19 protein-coding genes are annotated in these 25,165 nt (G+C 44.2%); 17 read left to right on the top strand and 2 right to left on the bottom strand.

From position 1 onward, the window contains the following. Positions 1–11: 11 nt before the first annotated feature. The 5 genes from CA600_RS06620 to CA600_RS06600 all read left to right on the top strand — a co-directional run bounded on the left by CA600_RS06620 (position 12) and on the right by CA600_RS06600 (position 7,850). A complete protein-coding gene (locus CA600_RS06620; RefSeq protein WP_094869470.1) occupies positions 12–1,376 on the top strand; it encodes an ABC transporter substrate-binding protein in 1,365 nt (454 codons plus the stop codon). Between the two features lie 105 nt (positions 1,377–1,481). Further along, positions 1,482–3,281, top strand: a complete 1,800-nt coding sequence (locus tag CA600_RS06615) for a cache domain-containing sensor histidine kinase (protein ID WP_256989771.1) — start codon at positions 1,482–1,484, stop codon at positions 3,279–3,281. Beyond that, on the top strand, positions 3,256–4,854 hold the full coding sequence (locus tag CA600_RS06610) for a response regulator transcription factor (RefSeq protein ID WP_094869469.1): 1,599 nt from the start codon (positions 3,256–3,258) through the stop codon (positions 4,852–4,854). Before CA600_RS06615 ends, CA600_RS06610 begins: the two co-directional genes overlap by 26 nt. A 25-nt stretch (positions 4,855–4,879) precedes the next feature. Next, positions 4,880–6,745: a DUF2264 domain-containing protein gene (locus CA600_RS06605; protein WP_256989770.1), complete on the top strand. Its 1,866-nt coding sequence runs from the start codon at positions 4,880–4,882 to the stop codon at positions 6,743–6,745. Continuing rightward, complete coding sequence (locus CA600_RS06600; protein WP_094869467.1) at positions 6,735–7,850, top strand: glycoside hydrolase family 88 protein; 1,116 nt, start codon at positions 6,735–6,737, stop codon at positions 7,848–7,850. Before CA600_RS06605 ends, CA600_RS06600 begins: the two co-directional genes overlap by 11 nt. Positions 7,851–8,023: 173 nt before the next feature. On the opposite strand, the gene CA600_RS06595 is transcribed toward CA600_RS06600, so the two are convergent. Then, on the bottom strand, positions 8,024–9,034 hold the full coding sequence (locus tag CA600_RS06595; protein WP_094869466.1) for a LacI family DNA-binding transcriptional regulator: 1,011 nt from the start codon (positions 9,032–9,034) through the stop codon (positions 8,024–8,026). Between the two features lie 345 nt (positions 9,035–9,379). Between CA600_RS06595 and CA600_RS06590 the strand changes: the two genes are divergently transcribed. The 9 genes from CA600_RS06590 (at position 9,380) to CA600_RS06550 (ending at position 20,660) form a co-directional block, all read left to right on the top strand. Then, the gene (locus CA600_RS06590; RefSeq protein ID WP_094869465.1) at positions 9,380–10,693 is read left to right on the top strand and encodes an ABC transporter substrate-binding protein; all 1,314 of its coding nucleotides are present in this window, start codon (positions 9,380–9,382) and stop codon (positions 10,691–10,693) included. A 2-nt stretch (positions 10,694–10,695) separates the two neighbouring features. Then, on the top strand, positions 10,696–11,574 hold the full coding sequence (locus CA600_RS06585) for a carbohydrate ABC transporter permease (protein ID WP_179281559.1): 879 nt from the start codon (positions 10,696–10,698) through the stop codon (positions 11,572–11,574). After that, positions 11,561–12,400 (top strand): carbohydrate ABC transporter permease, encoded by an 840-nt coding sequence (locus tag CA600_RS06580; protein WP_076284699.1) that lies wholly within the window; start codon positions 11,561–11,563, stop codon positions 12,398–12,400. The genes CA600_RS06585 and CA600_RS06580 overlap by 14 nt, the downstream gene beginning before the upstream one ends. 22 nt (positions 12,401–12,422) lie before the next feature. Then, a complete protein-coding gene (locus tag CA600_RS06575; protein WP_256989769.1) occupies positions 12,423–14,078 on the top strand; it encodes an alpha-glucosidase in 1,656 nt (551 codons plus the stop codon). A 17-nt stretch (positions 14,079–14,095) separates the two neighbouring features. Further along, the gene (locus CA600_RS06570) at positions 14,096–15,040 is read left to right on the top strand and encodes an MTP-1 family protein (protein ID WP_094869463.1); all 945 of its coding nucleotides are present in this window, start codon (positions 14,096–14,098) and stop codon (positions 15,038–15,040) included. Positions 15,041–15,076: 36 nt separating this feature from the next. Continuing rightward, the gene (locus CA600_RS06565; protein WP_094869462.1) at positions 15,077–16,138 is read left to right on the top strand and encodes a BtaManbiosPhlase; all 1,062 of its coding nucleotides are present in this window, start codon (positions 15,077–15,079) and stop codon (positions 16,136–16,138) included. Positions 16,139–16,205: 67 nt separating this feature from the next. Then, entirely contained in the window at positions 16,206–18,755 is a 2,550-nt protein-coding gene (locus CA600_RS06560; protein WP_094869522.1) for a beta-mannosidase, read from the top strand. A 31-nt stretch (positions 18,756–18,786) separates the two neighbouring features. Further along, positions 18,787–19,800 (top strand): zinc-dependent alcohol dehydrogenase family protein, encoded by a 1,014-nt coding sequence (locus tag CA600_RS06555; protein WP_094869461.1) that lies wholly within the window; start codon positions 18,787–18,789, stop codon positions 19,798–19,800. Between the two features lie 188 nt (positions 19,801–19,988). Continuing rightward, a complete protein-coding gene (locus CA600_RS06550) occupies positions 19,989–20,660 on the top strand; it encodes a response regulator transcription factor (RefSeq protein ID WP_094869460.1) in 672 nt (223 codons plus the stop codon). Position 20,661: 1 nt separating this feature from the next. Here the strand turns inward: CA600_RS06550 and CA600_RS06545 are convergent, their stop codons facing one another. Then, on the bottom strand, positions 20,662–22,113 hold the full coding sequence (locus CA600_RS06545) for a hypothetical protein (RefSeq protein WP_094869459.1): 1,452 nt from the start codon (positions 22,111–22,113) through the stop codon (positions 20,662–20,664). 84 nt (positions 22,114–22,197) lie between these two features. On the opposite strand from CA600_RS06545, the gene CA600_RS06540 reads away from it, so the two are divergent. From CA600_RS06540 to CA600_RS06530, 3 genes are read left to right on the top strand one after another with little or no spacing between them, the layout of a single operon-like run. Next, positions 22,198–22,830: a DedA family protein gene (locus tag CA600_RS06540; RefSeq protein ID WP_094869458.1), complete on the top strand. Its 633-nt coding sequence runs from the start codon at positions 22,198–22,200 to the stop codon at positions 22,828–22,830. A 15-nt stretch (positions 22,831–22,845) separates the two neighbouring features. Further along, on the top strand, positions 22,846–24,333 hold the full coding sequence (locus tag CA600_RS06535) for a sensor histidine kinase (protein WP_094869457.1): 1,488 nt from the start codon (positions 22,846–22,848) through the stop codon (positions 24,331–24,333). Beyond that, positions 24,308–24,997 carry a response regulator transcription factor gene (locus tag CA600_RS06530; RefSeq protein ID WP_094869456.1) on the top strand — a complete coding sequence of 230 codons (690 nt, stop codon included), beginning with the start codon at positions 24,308–24,310 and terminating at the stop codon, positions 24,995–24,997. Before CA600_RS06535 ends, CA600_RS06530 begins: the two co-directional genes overlap by 26 nt. The last annotated feature ends 168 nt before the right edge of the window (positions 24,998–25,165 follow it).

Raw genomic sequence — 25,165 nt, 5'->3', positions numbered from 1 at the left:
GGAGGGTCTATATGAAAAAGAAATTATTATCCGTGCTTATGATCTCATCAATGGCGTTGTCACTCACCGCATGCGGTGGAAATGCGAAAACAAATAATGCAGGAGCGACAAATGCGCCTGACACTGGTGGAAATAAGGAGCCTGCAGCAGAGAAGGTTACGCTGAAGCTGAGCACCTGGCAGACAGAAGCTAAAGCGAAGTGGAGCACGATTATTGCGGAGTTTGAGAAGGCGCATCCCGACATTCATGTAGAAGTGGATCTGCTAAATGAAAAAGGCGACTCTGTTGCCTCCATGCAGAAGCTGGATTTGATGGCCGCTGCAAGTGACCCGCTGGATATTGTCGAATTGCCGTATACCAACTATTCGCAGCGTGCAGATATCGGTGTGTTAGCACCGATGGACGAATATATTCAGAAAGAAGGGTATAAGCTCTCCGATGAATATCTAGTGGATACTACGGTCAATGGCAAAGTCTATGCGTTACCGTCATCTATGCAGCGCTGGTTCGTGCTTCTTAACAAAGAAATGCTAGATGAGGCGGGCCTGCCGGTTCCGACCGACTGGACTTGGGCGGATTTCGAAGAGTATGCCAAGAAATTGACTAAGGGTGAGGGTGCAACGAAGCGTTTTGGCGCATATCTGCATAATTGGCCGGATTATTTCCAGCTCCAGCTAATGAGTAAACCAGAGGATAATACTTTCCTGAAATCTGACGGAACCTCCAATGCCCTGGACCCGCAATTTAAGGCTAATCTGCAGATGATGAAGAAAATGATGTACGAAGATAAGAGTGCTACTCCTTACGAGGATATTATTTCGCAGAAGCTTGCCTACCGGAATCAGTATTTTAACGGTTTAGCAGCGATGCTTCCGATGGGTGACTGGATGGTTGCGGAATCGGGTGGAACGGATGCCATTCCAGCAACTTTCGTTACCGCGTTTGCGCCGATCCCTCGACTGGATAGTGAGAGCAAACATTACTCACCTGTTCAGCCAACCTATATGGGGATAGCTGCTAAATCCAAGCATAAGGAAGCTGCTTACACCTTTGTACGCTGGTATACCTCAGAAGGGCTGGAAATCGGCGGACGTGTCTTCTCTGGCTGGGCGAAATCGGACACGAACAAATTGGTCGATACGATTGTAAGTGGTTCTAAGGATCCATCTAAGATAGATGTTGATTCATTGAAATTTACAATGGAGAACTCGAATCCTGGTGCGACGCAAGTTCCGGCTAAATATGCGGATGAAGCTAAGAACAACGTTATTCCAGAAGCGGAGATGTATCTCCTTGGCCAACAGGATCTGGATGTCACTGTTACCAATATCGATAAGAAAATTTCGGAGGTCGTTCAGAACAACAGCGGAAAGTAGGCGGAGACTGATTGTACGCTTCCCCAAGGGGGCTTATAATGTGGGGGCAGGAAAGCATTTCTGCCTCCTGCTCCAAATTTAAAACAGATATGGGGCCTGTCATCCGTGTTTAGAAAGCATCAATCACTTCGAATGAAACTTGTCTGGTCTTCAATGATCTGCGTACTGATCCCGCTAGTCTGCATTTACATGGTTACAGATTACTTAACCCGGGATCTGATTCTGGAGAAGGCCGTTGGCAGCGCAAGAGAGTCTCTCAATGCGTCCAGTGCCAATATGAATGCCATTTTTGAACAAACGCTGGAGCAGTCCAATTTTGTGCTTCAGAACAGCGAAATTAGGCAGATGATGTCTGCTGATCCAGAGACACTCCGTTCAGCGAAGCATATCATCCAGTATAACCGTATGTCACGGATGCTGGATGATATGTTCGTTCTGACAGAATATTTGAAAGTAACGCTAATCGGAAAGAATGGATTTATTTATACCAGCTATCCTTATAGTGACTTTAATCCTTCAACCTTTTATAACGAGCAGTGGATGTCGCTTCTGAAAAAAATTCAACCTATCTCGACCTATTGGAAAGCGGAACACGATACTTACTATAATTACTCGGATAAGAGTTCAGTGGATTGGGTAACCATTGCAAGACCCATTCAATCAACCTCCAGCAGCACGATCGGATATATGATTATCAACATCAATGAGCGCAAACTCCGCCCGTACCTGAACAATGACAATGGCAAAGAGATGATGCTTTTGGATGACAAGGGAACTGTAGTCTCGCATGCTGACAAGGCCCGAATAGGTGAAACGATGACGTGGCGGAAAAAGGATGGCGAGCTTGATACTGTCGAAATTAACGGGGAGAAATTCTTATATGTAGACCAGGAACTGAGCAGTAACAAATGGCGGATGGTAAGCATTATTCCATTGAAGGATGCCTTATCGAAGAATAAGCAGATTTTATTTATCAGCTTAGCCGTGCAAATTCTATTCTTTACCTTGTTTTCCGTTCTCTTAACTGTTCTAATCTCTAAGCTGACTCAGCCCATCGTGAAATTAAGTGCTTTTGTAAAGCGAATAGGCCGTGGTCAATTGGATGAACGTTCACTAATCCGTGGGAATAATGAGGCGGCACAGCTGGCCCGTACCATTGACCAAATGCTAGATCGAATCGAGTCCATGATTGAACAGATCACCTATGAGCAAACAGGAAAAAGAAAAGCTGAACTGGAAATGCTGCAGGCACAGATCAATCCGCACTTTATGTTTAATCTGTTGAATTCGATCCGGTTAAATATTCTGATGCAAGGAGACAAGGAGAACGCCGAGTTAATTGGTTCGTTGTCGTCTTTGCTCCGTATGACCTTTAACAGAGACAATGAGTTTGTCCCGCTTCGTGAGGAGACAGATACGATATCTCATTATGTGACTTTGATGAATTTTCGCCATGCCAATCAGGTCAGGCTGGAAATGGATTTAGCAGATGGAACTGCTGAAGCACTGGTGCCTCGGTTTATGATTCAGCCTATGATCGAGAATGCGATCATCCATGGTTTCGAGCAATTTGGTGGTGAGATCTTTATTGAAGCTCATATTGTGGCAACTTCGGGAATGCTGGTTATCACGATTAAGGATAATGGCATCGGCATGTCGGCGGAGAATTTAACAAGACTTCGTGAAACCGCATACAGCAGCGAGCAAATTGCAGATGAGGACAGAAGAGGGTTCTCCGGCATAGGCTTACGCAATGTGGCCCAACGCCTCAGTATGATTTACGGCGCTGCTTTCAAGCTGATTATTCAAAGCGAACCTGATGTGGGGACGGAGATTTGTTTGGAGTTTCCTCTGGATGATGGAAAGGTGGGTGTGGTGAATGCTGACGGCAATTTTGGTGGATGATGACTATCCGGTGATCCGTTATTTGTCGCAGGCTGTGCCTTGGAGTGAGCTCGGGATTGAACTCATCGGGTGTTATTATAGCGGTCTCGAGGCTTGGGAAAAAGCACAGCAGAATCCACCGGATCTGATTATTACCGATATTGGAATGCCCAAGATGAACGGACTAGAGATGCTTGAGAAATTCAGAGCGGTGAACCCTGGAATCCGTGCGATCATTCTCTCCTGCCACAACGAATTCAAGTACGCTCAGCAGGCACTTAAGCTTAACGTGGGGGAATATATTTTAAAGGAATCTCTGGATATCGATCAGCTGCAGCATGCCCTTAGAACCCTTGTAACGGAAGTGGGCCTGAACAGGCAGCGGCATACGGAGATGCTGGTATATAAGCAAAAACAGTCTCAAAACCGCGCCGCGCTGAAGGAAAAGTTTCTAAAAGATACCTTGTACCAGTCCTGGGACAAGGAGGCTTGGATCGAGCAAGCCCGGTCAAACGGAATTATGATCCATGCTAAGAACTATATTCCGGTGCTTATTGTGATTAACCGCCCTGAGGAAGTTTCGAGGGTACGCCGAATGAGTGAATATACGATTTCTTTTGCAGTTGAGAATATCATGCAGGAAGTGCTTGAGGCTGATCACAGTCTGTTTATTTCGAGATATAGTCATAAGGAAATTGTCATTCTTTTTTGCAGTGACAAGCCTTCTAAAGACCACCAAGTGATCTATCATTCAATGCAAAATGCAGCTGCAGCCGTGCAAAAATATCTTAAGCTGTCTGTCTCCTGCCTATTTGGCGCTGAGGCGCGCAGTCCTGAAGAAATTCGTGGGACATTACAGCGGATGCTAAGGGAGAAGACCCAACGCTTTTATCTGCCAACAGCAGGAATTCACCGTTTTGAAGAGATTTGCTTTTCAAAGGAAGATATTTATGCCCAATATGGAAGCATTTACGCTGTTATCAATGATGATATTGCCTTGAACAGGGAAATAGAGCTTCGTGTTCATATCAAGGAATGGAGAGAATGGGTGGCCTCGCAAAAGTTCCATCCCAATGAAGTTAAGGAATGTGTGCTCCGCTTGCTGATGGACTTGCAAATGAAGACGAAACAGCTGTTGCAATCTCCATTGCCTATGGCTGAAGAGAAGCTGTTTAATGTGGTGGGTGACATTGAAACCCTGGAGCATTTGGAAGATTGGCTGGTTCAGTACTTGGAGGAATTAGCACGGAAAATAAGTATGTTCTCCATCAAGTCCAAACGGAGTGAGGTCATCAAAGCCCAGCAGTTCGTGATTAGTCATGTAACGGAGAAAATAACGCTAGAGGACATGGCAGGACGCTTGAACTTGAATGCCAGCTATTTCAGTCGCCTCTTCAAAAGGGAAACGAACCAGAATTTCATTGAATATGTAAATATGCTAAAGCTTCAGAAGGCAAAAGAACTGCTTAATCAGTCTGGAAAGACTGTAGAAGAGATTTCCGAATATCTGGGATATGCGAACAAAAGTTATTTCATCAAGCTGTTTAAGCGAGAAATGGGCATGCGGCCTAGTGAATATGCGGCTTGGCATTGAGTTTGGATTGGGAGGGACCATTACTGTGGAACTGAAGGGTACTAAAAATGAATTACAGCTGTTCTTAAATGATCTGTATGCTCCGCTAGAGCAACGATTTACTGCTGGTCATGCAGGAATCGATATGGGAGCTACAGGATCAATATACAATGAAGCTACCGCGCTTATGGAAGCCTTCGCCCGTCCGTTATGGGGACTTGTTCCCCATGCCAGCGGTGGAGGAGAAAGTGCGCTCTGGCCGATGTTTCTAGAGGGGATCATTAACGGGACTGACCCGGAGCATGAAGAATATTGGGGTGAATTCTCGACCAAAGACCAGCGTATGGTGGAACAAGCCGTCCTGGGACTGGGGCTTGCTCTTGCGCCGCATAAGCTGTGGGAACCATTGAGTGATGTTCAGAAAATGCAGGTATATAACTGGTTGAACCAGATCAATCATGTGGATCGCTCGAATCCGAATAACTGGCTGATGTTCACGGTTCTTGTCAATGTGGGCTTTAAGAAAGTCGGATTGCCCTACGATCAAGAGATCATGGATGATTATCTGGAGAAGATTGACACCTACTACTTGAGTGATGGATGGTATTCCGATGGGCTGACCGATCAGAGAGACTATTATATTGCTTTTGCTATGCATTATTATACGCTGATATATGCTAAATTGATGGCGGAGGATGATCCTCAGAGGGCTGCAGTTTACCGGGAAAGATCCGCGCAATTTGCCAAAGATTTTATATATTGGTTTGCTGAGGACGGAAGTGCGATTCCTTTCGGACGTAGTCTGACCTATCGTTTTGCACAGGTCTCTTTCTGGAGTGCGCTGGTGTATGCCGAGGTGCTTCCTTTCTCATATGGCGTTCTCAAAGGAATTATAATGCGTCATTTTCGTTGGTGGTTTGAGAAGCCTATTGTGGGAATAGACGGATTACTAAGTATCGGATATGCTTACCCGAATCTGGTAATGACGGAGAACTACAATGCCCCCGGATCACCGTATTGGGCCTTTAAAGCTAATCTCATTCTAGCCTTGCCGGACGATCATCCTTTCTGGCAGGCAGAGGAAGAGCCGCTACCTGAATTGAAAGAGCTACGGGCTCTCCAAGAGGCGCGTATGCTGGTGAGTCGTCCGGAAGGAAATAAGCATGTTATTGCCTATACCTCTGGTCAGATGGCGAACTTTGATATGGCCCATAGCGCAGCTAAATATTCCAAGTTTGCTTACTCCACGCTGTTCGGATTCAGTGTGCCGAAGGCGGGTTACGGGTTGGTTCAAGGCGCTTACGACTCTACGCTGGCACTGTGCGAATGCGATGAACATTACCGGGTACGCAGATTTTGTGAAATGTGGGAAATTGGAGAGCGTTATGTATATTCCCGCTGGCATCCCTGGAGTGATGTACAAGTGGAGACATGGATTATTCCGGCAGGTTTATGGCATGTCCGTATTCACAGCATTCATAGTGCTCGGCATCTAGATCTAGCAGAAGGTGGATTTGCTATTGGCCAGTCTGCTGGCTTCTCGCGTAGTGAACGGGAAAGCATTAATGTAACTAACACGGCCGTTTCCGTGCAAATGCCTTGGGGAATAAGTGCTATACATATGCTAAACGGCTTTGACCGGGCAGAGTGCGTGTATCCTGAACCCAATACCAACCTGCTGAAGCCGCGGACACTTCTTCCTAGCTTGTGTACTCGATTGGAGCCCGGAGATCAGGTATTGATGTCTGCTGTCTTCGGAGCAACGAATACGCCAGAGAACCAGTCAGCACTAGCTTTGCCACCAATTATTAAGCAGCATTCGGATGGAAGGATTTCTGTATACGATTCCTGTAACGGTGAACTGCTCTATACTGCTGACTTATCGGAAAGGAGAAACAAAGATGTGGAATAAGGCGATTGAGGATGCGATTCACAAAATTAAGAGAAATATTGCTAACCATCCGGGCAAACTGCCTCATATAGCAGAGGGACAACAGTACGAATGGGGAGACAATGATGATTGGATAGAAGGATTTTATGTAGGGATGATGTGGCTTGCTTATGAATATAGCAAAGATCCAAGCTATAAGGAGGCGGCAGCCTCTTGGTTAGGTGACTTCAGGCATCGTTTGGATCATCATATTGCGTTGGATCATCATGATATAGGTTTCTTATATTCACTTACTGCTGTAGCGGAGTGGAAAATAACAGGCAGCGAAGCGGCACGGGCTGTCGGTCTACAAGCTGCGGATACGCTATGCAAGCGCTGGCGTGAACCAGCCGGGATTCTTCAGGCATGGGGCTTGGAGAATGACCCGGAAAATGCGGGACGCATTATTATTGATTGCTTGATGAATTTGCCGCTGCTGTTCTGGGCGACAGAGGAAACGGGGGACAATCGCTATTATGATATAGCTCTCCAGCATGCGCTAAAGAGTCAGAAATTTCTTGTGCGCGGCGATGCTTCCTCTTACCATACGTTTTATTTTGATCCGGTCACTGGAAATGCAATTCGTGGAGGAACACATCAAGGCTATGAGGATGGGTCGACTTGGACACGGGGGCAAGCCTGGGGAATATATGGATTTGCTCTAGCTTATCGTTATACACGAGAGGAAGACTTTCTTAATACCTCTAAAAGTCTGGCCCATTACTTTATCAGCCATCTTCCAGAGGATAATGTGGCGTATTGGGATTTTGATGTGCCAGTGGAAGCGGGTACGCCTCGCGACAGCTCGGCTTCGGCCATTGCGGCTTCCGGTCTAATAGAGCTGCTGGATCTTCTAGATGCAGATGACCCGGATCGCGCTGTTTATGAAGATGCCTTACTCCGCAGCATGAAATCCTTGGTGGAACATTATGCGACCTCTGGGAATCCGGAGTCGGAGGGGCTTCTAAAGCATGGTTCTTATCATGTCAGAGGTGGACGTGTGCCGGATGGTCACATGATTTGGGGAGACTATTATTATTTGGAAGCACTGATCCGTATGCAGACCGGAATCCGCGGGTATTGGTAGTAGATGAATGGAACAACGGTTCATTCACGTAGTGACCACAAAGAGCGTCAACATACATCCTACTCTGAAAATAAAGGGAGAGTTCCGCAGCCGTTTCATGGCTTGTGGGACTCTCCCTTTTTGTGATGTGCGTATATTATTCTCCATACAACATTCCTGTCTATATGAACTGATTATGTATTTGGATGTTGTGTGGATTCCCTAATGATCAGATGGGTAGGAAGGAGAATTTCTATGAAAGGCTCCTCGGGATGATCGATGCGCCAGAAGAGCTGTTCTATAGCTTTTCGTCCAAAGTAAGACAAATCTACATCCATCGTTGTAGTCAAAGGAGTTGTTATCCGTGATAACTGTCCATTATCAAAGCTTACAATAGATACATCTTGGGGGATCTGATACCCAAGCTTGTACATCACGGAATTGATCAAGAACCCCAAGCCGTCATTGACACAGAACCAAGCCGTAGGCTGCTTATCCAACTTTTGTACAGCGTTGAACACATCATCCATTTCTTCAATGGCATGATCGAACACCCATATTGGGTTGTATTCAATGGCAGATTGGTATAGAGCCAGGCGATAACCTTCTAAACGCTCGTAATAGCTTGGTGAGAATTGAATATTGCCGATGAATCCAATACGGGTATGTCCCAATCCAATTAAATGCTGCACCGCTGTATAAGCGGCATAACGATTATTGGTGAGAATACTATCGGCCTTAAGATCAGGGTGATGATGATCAATTAACACGGTGGGAATCCCTGTGCCCGTCACTGCTTGAATATACGGGGTCGTAATATGGGACAAAATCAAGATTCCTTCTACAGAAGGATCAAATAATATAGGAGGCAGAATCAATTGTTCGGAAGCGTGATGATCAATCGATTGAATAACCATACGCTTATTCCGCTTCGCTGCTTCCTTCTCAATACTCAAATAAATTTCTCCAAAAAAATTACGTTTGGAAAATGCAAATTCTGATGCCAAAATGACAAAGGTTCCAGCTTCTTCTTCTGTGCTTTTGCGCCCTCGCGAATAGGTGTAACCCATTTCATTCGCAGTATCGATAATTAATTGTCTCGTTTCCTCACTCACACCGTCTTTACCGGAAAGAGCCTGAGAAACAGAGTTCTTCGATATATTCAATCGATCGGCGATATCTTGCATTGTCACCTTCACCTTCATGCGAAGATACGTCCTTTCTAATTAGAAGTGTAATGAATATTCTTCCATACTGTCTCTCATAATACTAAAAATTATGCTGTAAAACTACATTACAACTATAAATTATTTTAACATTACAAACTATTTAAGTAAAGGTAATTTGTAATGTGATTAATTGTGTATTTTTCATTAACACTCGAATAACAGGTTGACATTTTCGCTAAAAACTATAATAATAGCAATTGTAACGCTTACAAAGCTGCTTACAGGTATATATTTATTAAATTTTGTAACGTTACAAAATTATATCTAGGAATTACAAAATGCTGCACTGATGTGCATCGATACTCAGGGAGGGTTTATTTTATGAAGAAGAAGCTTTCAGTAATGCTTGCACTTACGCTTGTATTCACGATTCTTGCCGGTTGTGGATCAAAGAGCGGTAATTCAGGCACTTCAGCTGATGGAGTAACAACTATTGAGTTCTGGGCTGCACCTAACCCGACTCAACAAGCATATTGGCAGAAAATCGCCAAAGAGTATGAGACTGTTAACCCTAAGGTGAAAATTAACGTAAGTGCGATCAAGGAGTCCCCTACTTCTGAGGCAAGTATCCAAGCCGCAATCGCGGGTGGAAGCGCTCCGACGATGACTGAGAATATTAGCCGTGGTTTTGCAGCACAACTTGCGAACAGCAAAGCGTTAGTTCCATTGGATACGATTGCTGGCTTCAATGATATTGTGACAAAACGTAATATGACCAAAACGATTGAGCCTTGGGAATTTGCCGATGGTCATCAATATGTTCTTCCAATCTACTCCAATGCAATGTTGTTCGGATGGAGAACGGATATTTTGAAAGAAGCTGGTGTGAACGAAGTTCCGAGAACATACAGCGAAGTGATTGAGGCAACGAAAAAATTAAAAGCGAAATACCCGGATAAATATCTTTGGGCGAAACCTGACTTAGCAGACCCTACCTCTTGGAAAAGATGGTTCGACTTCTTTATGCTGTACAATGCAGCTTCAGATGGCAACAAATTCATTGAAGGAAGCCAATTTGTTGGCGATGAAAAAGCTGGTGTAGACGTTCTTTCTTTCGTGGACAATCTTCGTAAGGAGAAAGGGCTGTTGTCTCAGAATGTAACAGAACCTTTTGAAAATGGAGTGGGCGTATTTACGGATGTAGGACCTTGGACATTCAGCACATGGGCTGAGAAATATCCAGAGCTTCAGTACAAGGAAAACTTTGAAGTAACATTGCCTCCTGTTCCTGACGGTATGGATCCAGCGAATGCAAAAACATTTGCGGATGCTAAAGGAATTGTTATCTATGCTTCGGCAAGTCCAGAGCAACAAGCTGCTGCAATAGAATTCATCAAGTGGGTTTACTCGGATGACCAAAATGATGTTGCCTTTTTCCAAGAAACTAACTTGCCTCCAGCACGTGATGATGTAGGTACAAATGAAGTATTTAAACCAGTATTTGAAAAAACGCCTGTATTGCAAGAGTATGCAAAAGCAATCCCGAATGCTGTTCCATCCATGGACAATCCGAAATTCAACGAATTGCAAACCTTTATTGGTCAAGAGGCCTTTAACAAAATCGTTCGTGGTGAGATTGATCCAAAAACGGGTTGGGACAATATGAAGAAGGCGATTGAAGGGGAACTTCAATAATGATTGAAAAAAATAATAATCGGTTAGGCTGGCTTTTTGCCAGCCCTTACCTTATTTTTTCGACTGTGTTTTTCTTGGGCCCGCTTATCTGGTCTTTATATTTGTCTTTTACTAACTGGGACTTGATTTCACCAACTTATGATTTTGTTGGATTCAAAAACTTTACCAAAGCATTAGGCACGCCAGGGGTAAGATCGGCATTTTGGGTAACGTACAAATTTATGATCGTATTTGTACCGATTGTCACAGCCATGTCGCTTTTTGTAGCGGTAATTGTAAAAGGCTTGCCTAAATTAAAAACGGTATTTCTTATTGGATTCTTCTTGCCTTACCTATCCTCAGGGGTTGTTGCATCCCTTATTGTTAAAGGCTTTTTGTCACATACAAGTCCTGTTCAGACGTTTCTAAGGGAACGGTTAGGTCTTGATATTGACTGGCTCGGCGGATCTTTCTCGGCATTGTTCGTCGTTGCGATGATTATGGCTTGGAAATTTACCGGTTACTATGCGTTAATTCTTACTTCAGGTTTAGAAAGCATTGATCAGGAAGTATATGAAGCAGCGGCAATTGATGGCGTGAAGGACAACCAAAGGTTCTGGAAGATTACGTTGCCTTTGCTTTACCCTGCGATTTATACAACCTTAATTTTATCCTTCGGTGCAACATTCGGTATCTTTACTGAGGTCTACCAATTAACAGGCGGCGGACCAAACTACGCAACGAATACATGGCAAATGGAAATATACAGTCAAGCATTTAAGAACCTGCAGGCAGGTTACGCGTCAGCTATCGCGATTATGGCTGCGGTTGCGACATTTATATCTATATTCGTAATCCGAAAAATTCTGGAAATGTGGGGTAAGCGCAATGGTTGGGTCTAATTCAAACATCAAGCTCCGGCTGTCGATCCGCTATCTGATTGCGATCGTACTGCTTGTGATTATGGTATTCCCCTATTTATATATGGTATTGAATTCACTTGCAGATTGGTCACAGGTAGACCGGAAGCTGATACCGACGAAATTTACGCTGCGCTCGTATCAATGGCTCTTTACAGGTGGTGAGACCGGGATTACAAGACCATGGATTCACGCCTTCTTTAACAGTGTGTTCGTTTCTTTGGTATCTACAGCCTTAATGATGATGTTCGCGATTATGGTAGCTTATGCGTTGGCGAAGCTGAAATTCCGCGGGAGAGACTCTATTAACAACTTTGTGTTGTTTCATATGTTCTTCCCGGCAATCATTCTGATCATCCCTAACTTTTTGATTATTCAAAAAGTAGGACTGTTCGATACGTATTGGGCGCTCATTATTCCCAAGGCGATGAGTTTATGGGGGATCTTCATGTACACCAACTTCTTTAAGGCGGTGCCCGACGCCTTCATTGAAGCCGCCAAGCTGGATGGGGCATCCGATTTCAAAATCCTGTATAAGATTATGATGCCGATGTCGAAGTCCATTACGACCGTTGTATTCCTATTCCTGCTAATGGAACGTTGGACAGAGCTCCTATGGGATATGATCGTCGTCCGAAGTGACGGCATGCTAACATTGAACGTTTTATTATCTCAGATGTTTGGTCCGTATCAATCGTATCCGGGTCCGATGTATGCCGGTGCAGTGATGCTCACCTTGCCAATCATTATTTTGTTCATTATTTTCGGCAAGAAGTTCCAGGAAGGCATGCAATTTAACTTGAAATAGGTCTGCACAGGAGGGGTATCGGTTGGAACAGCCGTGGTGGAAAGGGACGGTATTCTATGAAGTGTATATGCCAAGCTTCTGTGATAGCAATGGGGATGGGATTGGTGATTTCGAAGGTCTTACTTCCAAGCTGGATTATTTGCGGGAACTTGGCATCGGGGGGATTTGGCTAACGCCGTTCTATAAGTCTCCTAAAGTAGATAACGGGTATGACATTGCAGATTATTGTCAGATTGATCCAGACTTTGGAACGATGGAAGATTTCGAACGGTTTATTCAGGAAGCGAAGGCTCGCGGGATCAGAGTGATTGCCGATCTTGTCCTGAATCATACGTCTTCAGAGCATGCATGGTTCAAGGAATCGCGATCTTCAAGGACGAACCCGAAGCGGGATTGGTACATTTGGAAGGACGCTGTGAACGGCGGCGTACCTAATAACTGGGAATCGTTTTTTGGTGGAACCGCGTGGGAATGGGATGCTGCAACAGAACAGTATTACTATCATGGGTTTGCGAAAAAACAGGTCGATTTGAACTGGGCAAATCCCGAAGTTAAAGAAGCGATGAAGGATGTTATGGCTTATTGGCTGGGCAAAGGCATAAGTGGCTTCCGGTTAGATGTTATCAACTTCTTATCGGTGTCCGATCAATTCCTGGATAACCCGATGGATGAAGTAACGGGTGAGCAGAAGCATGTACATGATCAGAATCAAGATGGAATTATGGATGCCATCGAGGAAATTAGCAGGTTTGTTCATGCGCATAGCGGAATGTTCATGGTAGGTGAAGTCGGCTCTGAAGATATGGACATGCTGAAGCGTTACAGCGGAACGGGTAAGTTTGATGTGGTCTTTAATTTCAATCTGGGAAGCCAGAAGGAATTTAGTCCAGAGAATTTGTTCGCCGAGCTTAAGACGATGGAGAAGATGCACCGTGCAGATCAGATTCCAACGTTATTCTTCGGTAGTCATGATATGGACCGCGTAATTTCGCGTTTTGGTGAAGGGGACGCGGAGATTGAGGAAGAACGGGCCCGCCTTATGGCAACGTTGGCCTTGACCGCAAAAGGGGTACCCTTCTTATATTTCGGTGAAGAGATTGGGATGCGGAATTTCGTAGCCCATAAGCTGGAAGATATGCGGGACATCCAAGGATTGAAGGCATATGAAATCGCACTACAGCGGGGGACAACTCCAATGGAAGCCCTGGAAATTGCGAATGCAAAGGGAAGAGATGCATCTCGCTCCCCAATGCAATGGAACGCAAGTCCACATGGCGGGTTTACGTCAGGAACACCATGGATTGGCCTGGGCCCAAATTATCAGCAATTAAACGTGGAGTCCGAATGCAATCAACCGAATTCATTATTACATTATTATAAAAAGCTTCTCCACTTGCGCAATACACAGGATGTATTTCAATTCGGGGATTATGACGTGCTGGAACGCAGAGGCAATCTTATTTTATATGTAAGAACATTGAAAGAAACCAATACCAGAGCGCTCGTAGCCTTGAATTACGATAATCAGAGCATACAGATTGAACCTAGTGAGCTGCTGGATGGGCAAGCAATTAATATATTATCGAGCCGCCGAGAGATAGTGAGCGGCACAGACTTGGTAACGCTGTTGCCGAATGAAGCCGCAATATGGATGCGTGCGCCGCTATTATTTGACTAGAGAGGAATTTTATTATTATGAAACTGCTCAAGAATGCTGTGAAGACATGTGAACAACTGCTTATGGAATACGCGATGAAGGACGTATCCGTAACCAATACACAGAAGTTAACATTCACAGGTGTAGATCATAAAGATGTCTACAATATTACAGCTCCATTCCAAGATGAGGGTGAGTGGGTGATCGCGGGTCGGGTTGAATCCCGTGACAGCGAGCATTCCGATGTCGTCTTTTTTGTCGAACGTGATGGACAATGGGTACCTCGTGAAGGAGCGCCTACCCTTGAACTTCAAGATCCTTTTTTTACGAAAATTAATGGCGAATTGATAGTTGGCGGCGTTCAAATTTATCCACATCCGGTAAAGGCTGATGCCTTAATGTGGCGTACAGTATTCTACCGCGGGAAGAACATCGCGAGCTTAGAACCATTCTTTAAAGGACCGGATGGCATGAAAGATCTGCGCCTAGTGGATCTGAAAGATAGCATCGGAGTACTGACCCGCCCTCAAGGAGATAAAGGAGGACGCGGTAAAATCGGCTTTACCCGCATTGCATCTTTAGAAGCGTTATCCATTCCATTGATCGAAGAAACACCGTTATTGGATGGACAGTTTGTTGATGAAGAGTGGGGCGGTGCGAATGAAGCACACTTGCTAAAGAACGGACTGCTCGGTGTTCTTGGGCATATCGCTTCTTTTGATGATGCGGGCGATCGTCACTATTACCCGATGGTATTCGCTATCGATCCGGCAACAGGTGAATATTCAGATATTCAATTAATCGCTGTACGCAATCAGTTCTTGCCAGGTGCCACGAAACGGCCTGATTTGGAGGATGTTGTATTCAGCGGCGGGCTCGTACGTTATGAAGACGGTACAGCTAACATATATGCAGGAATCAGCGATGCGGAAGCACAACGTGCGACAATCCCTGATCCATTTGCTCAATTTGAAATTTTGTAAACATGAAATCCATTTGGTTAAGGGAGTTATTACAACATGAAAATCTATCGTTATGAACAAAATCCACTTATTACACCGGCGGACGTTAAGCCGTATCACGATGACTTTGAAGTGATTGGTGCATTTAATGCCGGTATTGCTAGCTATAATGGTGAAATATTAATGTTTCTCCGTGTAGCAGAACGCCCAATTAGCAAGGATCCAAAAATTGTGAAAGCTCCGATTTATAATCCGGAGACCAATGAATTGGATATTTTGGATCTGGATACAGATGATGAGCGCTTCGACTTCTCTGATCCGCGTGTGATCAAAAATAAATCCGCTAGTGCTACATTTCAGTACTTGACTTCATTATCTTATATCCGAATCGCTCGAAGTAAGGATGGACATCATTTTACGGTGGATGAGAAGCCATTTGTGTACCCTTCCAATTCACTGGAGACCTTCGGGGTAGAAGATCCTCGGGTAACCCAAATTGGGGATACCTATTATATTTATTTCTCGGCAGTCTCCCCTGTGGGCGTTGGAGAATCGCTGGTATCCACTAGAGATTTCGTGAATGTAACTCACCACGGCATGATCTTTGGGCCGGATAATAAAGACGTATTGATTTTCCCGGAGAAAATTAACGGCAAATATTATGCATTGCACCGTCCAACAACGAAAAGCACGGGAGATCCGGAAATATGGATCGCAGAATCGGACAACTTATTATATTGGGGTAACCATAAGCATCTGATCGGTTTGCGTGAGGGGATGTGGGATAGCGGCCGGATTGGCGGCGGTGCGGTTCCATTCAAGACTGATAAAGGCTGGTTGGAGCTGTATCATGGGGCCACGCTGGAACACCGTTATTGCATGGGGGCAGTCCTATTAGATCTCAATGATCCCTCGAAGGTGATTGCACGTTCCAATGCTCCTATCATGGAGCCGGAAGCGGATTATGAGAAGAATGGATTCTTCGGCGATGTTGTATTCTCTTGCGGTGCACTCGTGGAAGACGATGTTGTAAAAATGTATTACGGAGTCGCGGATACATCAATGGCTTGCGCAGAACTTAGTGTACAAGAAATTTTAGATAGCTTGATATACGTATAACAATAAAACGTCAAAACCGAAGTGGTTTTGGCGTTTTAATTTGGGAGAGAGGATGAAGAGAATGAACATTAAATTAACTGAAAACTGGAAACTTCGTGATTTTCATGTGGGGGAAGCCCGGGATCTTGAAGTTGCATCGCCAGAGTTTATAGATTATTTCTGGATGACCACTTCAGTGCCCGGTGACATCCATACGACGCTTCGGGAGAAAGGCATTATTGATGATCCTTTCTTTGGCCACCAAGATCAGAAATGTCGTTGGATTGAAGAAAAGGTATGGTGGTATCGTACGGTCTTTTCATACGATTCTGATCTTAAACCTGGTGAGAAGATGGAGCTATTATTCGAAGGGTTAGATACCTATGCAACCGTATATCTCAACGGTGTGGAGCTTGGATCAACAGATAATATGTTCATTAGCCATTCATTTGATGTAACCCGTGAATTAAATAAAGGGAAAAATACGCTTGCCGTAAAATTTGATCCTATTCATGTACACGCAGGTGATAAGGTTCAATATTATTGGTCAGGCTTTAGTAAGAAACGGATCTGGACACGTAAAGCGCAGAGTCATTTTGGCTGGGACTGGGGTCCGCGTCTGGTCTGTGCAGGCATTTGGAAAGAGGTGCATTTGATTAAACGCCGTCATGCACATTTAGATCATGTGTTTGCTCGAACAACTTCGGTAGAGGGTCAAGTGGGTGTTGTTGATGTGGATTTATGCGCACATGCCTTTGATCGCGGATGTTCGTATACGGCGCGTGTGGAACTTTTAGAAGGTACAGAGCGTGTTGCGGAAGAACATGTCTCTTTGGATAAGGTTGGAGGGATTACAGTTGACGGTGCGATTACAGCGCGTACGCTTCATCATTCAGTTACCTTGCAAGTGACGGATCCGAACTTATGGTGGACCCATGATCTAGGAACGCCTTTCTTATATCATCTACGCGTTACGTTATTTGCTGATGGGGAGCAAATAGATACCTATGAGCAGCCATTTGGGATTCGAAAGATCGAGTTGATGCAGCTGGATGAAGAAGGGCGCCATGCTTTCACTTTTGTATTGAACGGGGTTAAGGTTTTTGCTAAAGGTGCAAATTGGATCCCTATTGATAGCTTTATTGCGACCGTGCCAGACAGCCGCTATACACATCTGCTTCAGATGGCCAAGGATGCCAATATGAATATGATTCGCGCTTGGGGTGGAGGCATTTATGAGCGGGATATTTTCTTTGATGAATGTGATCGGTTAGGAATTTTAATCTGGCAGGATTTCATGTTCGCTTGTGCGTTGTATCCAGATTACAATCGTAATTTTATGAATAATGTTCACCGCGAAATTGAGCAGGTCGTAAAACGTCTTCGGAGTCGTACGAGCCTTGCTCTATGGTGTGGGAATAACGAGAATGATTGGTTGTATGAGGCACTGTCCTCTAACGGCGAGATCACACATCCCTTTTATGGAGAAAAAATTTATCATGAGCTCATGCCCGCAGTACTAGAGCAACTTGATCCATCGCGAACGTTTTGGCCTAGCTCGCCTTTTGGCGGCAATGATCACAATTCACGTGATGTGGGTGATACTCATAACTGGCAAGTCTGGCATGGGAATAATGAGCCGCGTCAGTTTGGTGAACCGCAGACACAGGATTATAGTGTTGAAGGGATATCGTTCAAACGATTCAAGTCAGACTTCACTAAATTTGCCAGTGAGTTCGGGCTACATGCCGCTTCCAATCGCTACACCTTAGCAAAGAACATGCCGGACAATCAGTTCTATTGGGATAGCGATGAAATGAAATATCGTAATAAAGATGTCCATTACCCAAAGGGTATTATGCTCATGGAAGGTTATACAGGCGTTCCGAAGGATATCAATGAATATATTCAGTTCTCCATGCTGACCCAGGCAGAGGGATTGAGGTATGGGATTGAGCATTACCGCCGTAATAAGCCGTATACAAGCGGGGCTTTATTCTGGCAGTTCAATGATTGCTGGCCGGGAACAAGCTGGTCTGTTATCGATTATTATGGTTTACCAAAGGCGAGCTACCACTATGCGCGTAAATTCTTTGCACCGGTACTCTTATGTGTGGATCATGATCCGAATGGACTGCTGCAGTTATGGGCTCTCAATGATCGCTGCGAAGCTTATCAGGATGAGGCGGAATTAACGATCTATCGGATGGATGGTACAATTGTATATCAGCGTACATTCGATGTTACCGTTGATTCGAACAGTAAAGTTAATTTTGCCAAGTTAACTGAAGCTGAGGTACTGCAGCAACATAGCGCTGGCGAGGTTGTGGTCGTACTTCGTTCGAAGAAACGGGTAACAGAAGATTATGTACTCTATTTAAGAGACTATAAGGATATGGATTATCAACCCGCACATGTTCAGATCTCCGTGGATGAAGCGAAAGGACATATCCACTTGATCTCAGATCGCGTTGCCCGGATGGTGATGATCGAACTGGATGCACCTTGGGTGATCATGGACGATAATTTCTTTGATCTGATTCCGGGTGAGGAGAAGACAGTTCGTGTGCATCATGTGGATGCCGGGGCACTGCCTTGGGAGACTTTACGTGTAACGGCAATGAATGATGCGGGTTAACAAAAACTTGGATTTAAGGAGATGAGTTAAGATGAAGGCGGCTGTATTTCAAGGAACTAAGCACATTGAATTTAAGAACTGGGAAGCTCCGGCTGTGGGCTCCAAAGAAGTTAAACTTCGTGTGAAATGCTGCGGGATCTGTGGTACAGATCAGCATATTTATCATGGATACCCAGGGTCTGCTGAAGTGACAGCTCCGATTGTGTTAGGACATGAGCTTGCGGGCGAAATAGTGGCTGTGGGTGATGAGGTTACGACCTTGCAAGTGGGGGACCGTGTATCGGTTGATCCGAACATCTATTGTGGAAACTGTTATTTTTGCCGGAATGGAAAGGTACATTTATGCGATAACTTGCAGGCTGTTGGGGTGACTCGTGACGGTGGCATGGGCGAGTATTGTGTTGTTCCTGTAGCGAACTGTTACTTGCTACCTGATGAAATGAGCTGGATTGAAGGAGCAATGATTGAACCTCTAGGTTGTGTGCTTCACGGTTATAAGAAGCTGGATATTCGTCCGTCACATCAAGTCCTGATTATCGGCGGAGGTTTTATTGGTCAATTGTTCTTGCAGCTCGTCAAAGCTGCGGGTGTTAAAGGGATTATTGTCAGTGAGCCAGAGGTGTTCAAACATGACCGATTAGTCGAATTAGGCGCGGATGAAGCCGTATCTCCTACAGCAGAAGGTGTGATGGAAGCTCTCCATCATCAATTTGACATTGTCATCGAATGTGTCGGCCGGGCGGATTCCATGGAGCTGGCGGTTAAGGCATCACGTAAGGGTGGACAAGTATTAATGTTTGGTGTTGCTTCCCCGGACACGTTGATTCAAGTCTCACCATTCGAAATTTTTACAAAAGAGTTGAACATCATGGGCTCGTTCATTAATCCATATACCCATGAGGAATCGATTGCGTTAATTGAAAAGGGGATCGTTCAGATTGAGTCGTTGATTAGCCATCAGTTTTCGCTGAAAGATATACCGGAAATCATGGGCGAATATCCAAAACTGCGTGTTTCTAAAGGGGTTATTATGCACGAGAGGTAGTATTGAATCATAGTAAGCGTACAAGAACGATGACTGTTGGCTATTTGCCATAGGTCATCGTTTTTTTGTGCGCTTTAAGCGGGTCCCCGATAGAAGGAGTTAATAAATATTTAATAGATAGCGAGTAGAATGGCAATACAACCTCAGACATAAAGCTTTGATAAATGACATACATGGAGAGGAAGCCTATGAACAAAATACTATTGATAGAAGAAGAGCAGAGTTCAGCTAAATGTATGGAACTGAAGTTGTCACATGAATCGTACTCCATCACTGTTACGCACGACGGACTTCAAGGTCTGCAATTAGCTAGAGAAGAAGAGTGGGATATAATTTTATTGGATGTAATGGTTCAAGGCCTTAGTGGCGCAGAGATGTGCAAAAGAATAAGGGAAACTAAACAAACACCAATCATAATCCTTGCAGAGGAAGCGGGGCTCGCGGATAAAGTCAGAGGTCTGGATAGCGGAGCGGATGATTACATTCTGAAACCATTCGCTATGGAAGAGCTGCTGGCACGAATGAGATCACTGTTAAGAAGGGCAGGTACTTTTAACACAGGACGGATGCTAATATTTCGCGATTTGGAGATGGACATTGACGGCCGAGCGCTGAGAAAGAAGAAGATATTTGTTAATTTAACGAAACGGGAATTCGAAATACTATTAGTGCTAATGGAGAATAGGGGCAGAGTAATGACCCGGGAGATGCTGCTCGAAACCGTATGGGGATATGATTCCGAGGTGGATATTAAGGTAGTCGACGTGTATATCAGCTACCTTAGGAGTAAAATTGATGAGGTGGGACAACCAAGCATTGTGCAGACGATGCGCGGCCTCGGATATGTGATTCGTAAATGAGTTACTCCGTAGATTTGATGAACGAGAAGACACTTCCATAGGTCCCTGTATATACGGGCTGCCCGAATTTTTGTGACCATTCATTAAAAAGCTTATGTGAGACTCCATTGCCGGTAATTACATAATCGGGATGATCATAGTCTACAATTTCAGGAAGATACTCAGAGAACCCGTACATGGAACGCTCAAAAGCAGTCCAGCCCAATGTACCAAGTGAAGCCTGCGTAACGAAGGGGTCCTGTCTGCCATCACACAGCACATCTCCACCTCGAAACATCACATACCCGGATGAACCATAGCGGGCAAGAACCTTTGGACGAGTACCTTCAGGGGTATGCTGCATAATATAGTTCATTTCATTCACAGGATAATTATTTGCATCAATAACAGGGGGTACAAAGAATATATACACAATATTTAGGAGTAGTCCTATCGCAAGCCATAGTCGTAAGGTGCTTTGACGGAACAGAACAACGGGTTTACGGAAGTAAGGAAGCGCATCAAAGAACACGGCCGCAAAATAAGGAACAAATAGCCACATAAACAGGTTCTGCTTGAAGTTCGATACGCCGAGATAGAGAATCCCAAGCATGAGAAAGAAGCGGAATGGTTTACGTTGGAGTGCGAAAGGAAGCGTACAGGCAAAGAACAGAAGCAAGAGTAGAATGGGTAAATTTTCCAAGCTATTGAACTGAATAGGCTGCCATTCGTTGATCAGCAGGTTAAAGTTCTTTTTCGTAACAGTCAAAATAAATAAGAGGCTTTTTGCACCTCCAGGATTTAGAAGGCCAGCTAACCAGACTAGAACAAAGACTGTGATTTTACGCCAATGGAGCGTTTTATTAATCAAGGATTCTAGCAGAGCCATTCCTGTAAATACAGCTGTTACAAGCCATACCCCTGCATGAAAGTTGGCGATAGCTATAGAAAGTGCAACCATTGCAGCGGCGTATTTCTTATGAGCTGTCATCTGGTATTCCCGTAAATAAACGAAGAACCAGACAATCATAAACGAGGAGATCATCTGCGGACGACCCTTGAAATAATTGTAGTAAATCCAGCAGGTAATTAGCAGTACAAAAGGGAGCATCAGCACATGGTCTTGTTGAAGTCCTAGCTCTTTGCGGGACACTTTCCCTAACCGAAGCAAACCGAGTACTAAAAAGAACAAACAAACAGCGGTCAAAATATACACCCCTGGCCATCCAAATGCAGCATAAAGCGGAGCAACGAGTAGTTGGAATCCGAATTCATGAGGGACATAGGGCAGCTTATCTCCGTAAAAAGTATGTATGGCATGATGCAGGATTTGTCCGTGCTCTATCATATATTGTCCTAGCTCTATGTGCCAGAAAGTATCAGGATCATTATAAGAGAATTTGGGAATCATCAGCAGTATAATAGCTATTACGAATAGACCATATAAAAACTTAGGTGATTGTAATTTTTTCATTATGGTACTTCCCCCGACTTTTAGTTCAATTATAGCGTTACATTCTTAAGGAATAGTAAAATTTATGAAGCGGAGTGAACACTCATGCATCAATTATTAACTTGGATATCTGAAACTGCGCTCCACCTTGTCAATACGATGGGAATTTGGGGCATATGGTTAGGGATGATCCTAGAGAGTGCCTGTATCCCGATTCCCAGTGAAGTGATAATGCTCAGCGGCGGTTGGCTGGTTGCGCAAGACTCACTTACTTTTATGGAAGTTGCTGTCGCTGGGATATTTGGAAATCTAATAGGTTCCATCATTGCTTACTATATTGGGAAAGCCGGAGGTAGGCGGTTATTAGAGAAATACGGTAAGTATATTCTCCTGAATGAGCATCATCTGGAGCAATCCGAGCGATGGTTCGACCGTTATGGTGAGAGTACTGTGTTTTTCACACGTATGTTACCCTTTATCCGAACATTTATTTCACTACCCGCAGGAATTGCTGGAATGAAGGCATGGAAATTCATTGTATTTACAGCGTTGGGCTGTATTCCATGGAATCTGGCGTTAATCTATCTAGGTTACCGATTAGGAGACAATTGGAGTATTGTAGAACAATATATACGTCCGATTAGTTATACCATTTGCGGTATTGTGCTTCTCCTGCTCATATGGTGGTTAGTACGGAGATACCGTACGATAAGCTCATCAAGAAACAAGAAGAGGTAGGGTGAGTATTGCATTATGTCTATACGTTGGAAATTTCTTCTATCCTATGCGGCTATGCTTGTAGTTCCACTTCTTCTCCTTATCATTACGGCTATGTTAATGAGCATTGTCTATCATGGGGATGTGCAGAGCTTAAAGAGCACGTATGAAAGTAAATTTGAAGGAATGGAAGAGAACGATATCCGCAATCTTATTAAACATACTTTTTTGCAAAATACAGATTTACTTACAGATACTGCTTTCCTGAATGAATTATCCGCTGATATGACCAAGAGAAATACGTCTGTCTATATTCGTTCGGAGGACCAGATCCTGTATGCTTCAGAGGATCTGAAGCTTAAACAAGGATTAACCGATCATTTGCCTGGATACAAAGGAGACAGATCGCATATAGAACCTATTAGACAGCAATTTAATAATGAATGGTATCAAGTAGGCCAGTTTGATCTGTTATCCAAGGATGCCAAGCCAGTAAGTATATTTTTTCTGACGCCAATCGATCCTCTTGTCCAATTTGTGCGAACGTTCTTTCCGACGCTGTTTTTGATTACGTTGGTTATTCTGGTGCTGACACATACATTGCTGACAAAATATATGTCCAGACGGATAATCCGTCCCTTGCTGGAACTTCGTAAAGCGACAAAACGAGTCACCGAAGGGGATTTGGATTTTCAGGTGGAGATTAGTGGTAAAGATGAGCTGGGCCAGCTAGGGATGGCTTTTGAGGAAATGAGACACAGGCTTCAACAGTCTATTCTTGTACAGCAGCAATATGAGACGAACCGGAAGGAGCTAATCACCAACATTTCACATGATTTGAAGACACCGATCACTGCCATTAAAGGATATGTGGATGGAATTTTGGAAGGGATAGCGGATTCTCCGGAAAAAAATGAAAAATATATGCGAACGATTGCTGCCAAGGCTGGAGAAATGGATCATCTAATTAATGAATTGTTTCTATACTCCAAGCTGGATATGCAAAAGCTGCCATTTTCTTTTGAGTCCGTAAGAATTATACCCTTCTTAAATGATTGGGCAGAGGAACTAAAGGTAGAGCTGGAGAAGCAAGAGGTCGCCCTTAACATAGAAATGACAGGTGGCGAGGAAGTATGGGTCTCTGTAGATCGTGATTCCTTTAAGCGCGTTCTTGGCAACATTATTCAGAACAGTCTCAAATACATGGATAAGCTTGAAAAGAAAATCACAGTACACAGCTGGCAGGAAGAAACACAGTTTATTCTGGCTATTGAAGACAATGGACCAGGAATTCCTCCAGAAGCAACGGAGCATATTTTTGAACGCTTTTACCGTGGGGAGCAGTCCAGAAACACACATACTGGCGGAAGTGGATTAGGTCTGGCGATTGCTAAACAGATTATCGCTGGGCATGGGGGAACGATTTATGCGAATAGCACGGAAGGAATAGGAACTATTATATATATTGCCTTGCCGATTGTGAAAGGAGACATCAGAGATGAACCGAAGCATACTGATTGTTGAAGACGAGCCTGTTATTGCTGAGCTGCAACGTGATTATTTGGAGATGAGCGGGTATCAGACGGAAATTGCAAAGGATGGAGAAAAAGGCTTGGAGATGGGCTTAACAGGAAAATTTGATCTGATCGTGCTGGATGTGATGCTACCCAAGTTGAATGGATTTGAGGTCTGCAAGAAAATTCGTGAGGAGCTGGATATTCCGGTTCTTATGGTCACCGCCAGACTAGAGGATATTGATATTATTCGTGGGCTGGGCCTTGGCGCAGATGATTATATCACAAAACCATTTAAGCCAGCCGAGCTTGTTGCCAGAGTGAAAGCACATCTTTCGCGTTATGATCGGCTGAAGGGACGTGGTTCCTCAACTAACGAATTGGAAATCAAGGGGCTGCGTTTAAATCCTGATTCTAGACGTGCCTTTGTAAGAGATGAGGAGGTAAGCTTAACGACCAAGGAATTTGATCTGCTGTATTTCTTGGCGCTGCATCCCAATCGCGTGTTCAGTAAAGATCAGCTCTTTGAGCGATTATGGGGGATTGATTCTCTGGGTGACACGCAGACAGTGACGGTCCATATACGTAAGCTCCGCGAGAAAATTGAGGAGGACTCTGCAAATCCACTCTATATCGAAACCCTTTGGGGTGCCGGCTATCGCTTTCATGTTTAGAACCACTCCAGCGATCACGTCTATTCTGACCCAACTACTTGAGGTGTCTCAGTTAGCCATTTTAATGGCTTCTGGGACATTTCTTTTTTTAATTATAAGAAAGTATAAGTTTCACGCTATATTTTATCCTTATATTTCCGCATAAACGCTTACCGTCCTTAAAAGGAC

This window comes from Paenibacillus sp. VTT E-133280 (assembly GCF_002264385.1).
GTDB lineage: Bacteria > Bacillota > Bacilli > Paenibacillales > Paenibacillaceae > Paenibacillus_AQ > Paenibacillus_AQ nitricinens.
Note: the sequence above shows the minus strand (reverse complement) of the source record. Positions and strands in the feature narration are given on the sequence as shown.

Bases quoted from the DNA above. Each gene is read 5' to 3' on its own strand.
- CA600_RS06610 (WP_094869469.1), top strand. From the start codon at position 3,256: ATGCTGACGGCAATTTTGGTGGATGATGACTATCCGGTGATCCGTTAT.
- CA600_RS06550 (WP_094869460.1), top strand. From the start codon at position 19,989: ATGAACAAAATACTATTGATAGAAGAAGAGCAGAGTTCAGCTAAATGT.
- CA600_RS06600 (WP_094869467.1), top strand. From the start codon at position 6,735: ATGTGGAATAAGGCGATTGAGGATGCGATTCACAAAATTAAGAGAAAT.
- CA600_RS06580 (WP_076284699.1), top strand. From the start codon at position 11,561: ATGGTTGGGTCTAATTCAAACATCAAGCTCCGGCTGTCGATCCGCTAT.
- CA600_RS06570 (WP_094869463.1), top strand. From the start codon at position 14,096: ATGAAACTGCTCAAGAATGCTGTGAAGACATGTGAACAACTGCTTATG.
- CA600_RS06540 (WP_094869458.1), top strand. From the start codon at position 22,198: ATGCATCAATTATTAACTTGGATATCTGAAACTGCGCTCCACCTTGTC.
- CA600_RS06545 (WP_094869459.1), bottom strand. From the start codon at position 22,113: ATGAAAAAATTACAATCACCTAAGTTTTTATATGGTCTATTCGTAATA.
- CA600_RS06590 (WP_094869465.1), top strand. From the start codon at position 9,380: ATGAAGAAGAAGCTTTCAGTAATGCTTGCACTTACGCTTGTATTCACG.
- CA600_RS06555 (WP_094869461.1), top strand. From the start codon at position 18,787: ATGAAGGCGGCTGTATTTCAAGGAACTAAGCACATTGAATTTAAGAAC.
- CA600_RS06530 (WP_094869456.1), top strand. From the start codon at position 24,308: ATGAACCGAAGCATACTGATTGTTGAAGACGAGCCTGTTATTGCTGAG.
- CA600_RS06565 (WP_094869462.1), top strand. From the start codon at position 15,077: ATGAAAATCTATCGTTATGAACAAAATCCACTTATTACACCGGCGGAC.
- CA600_RS06535 (WP_094869457.1), top strand. From the start codon at position 22,846: ATGTCTATACGTTGGAAATTTCTTCTATCCTATGCGGCTATGCTTGTA.
- CA600_RS06595 (WP_094869466.1), bottom strand. From the start codon at position 9,034: ATGAAGGTGAAGGTGACAATGCAAGATATCGCCGATCGATTGAATATA.
- CA600_RS06620 (WP_094869470.1), top strand. From the start codon at position 12: ATGAAAAAGAAATTATTATCCGTGCTTATGATCTCATCAATGGCGTTG.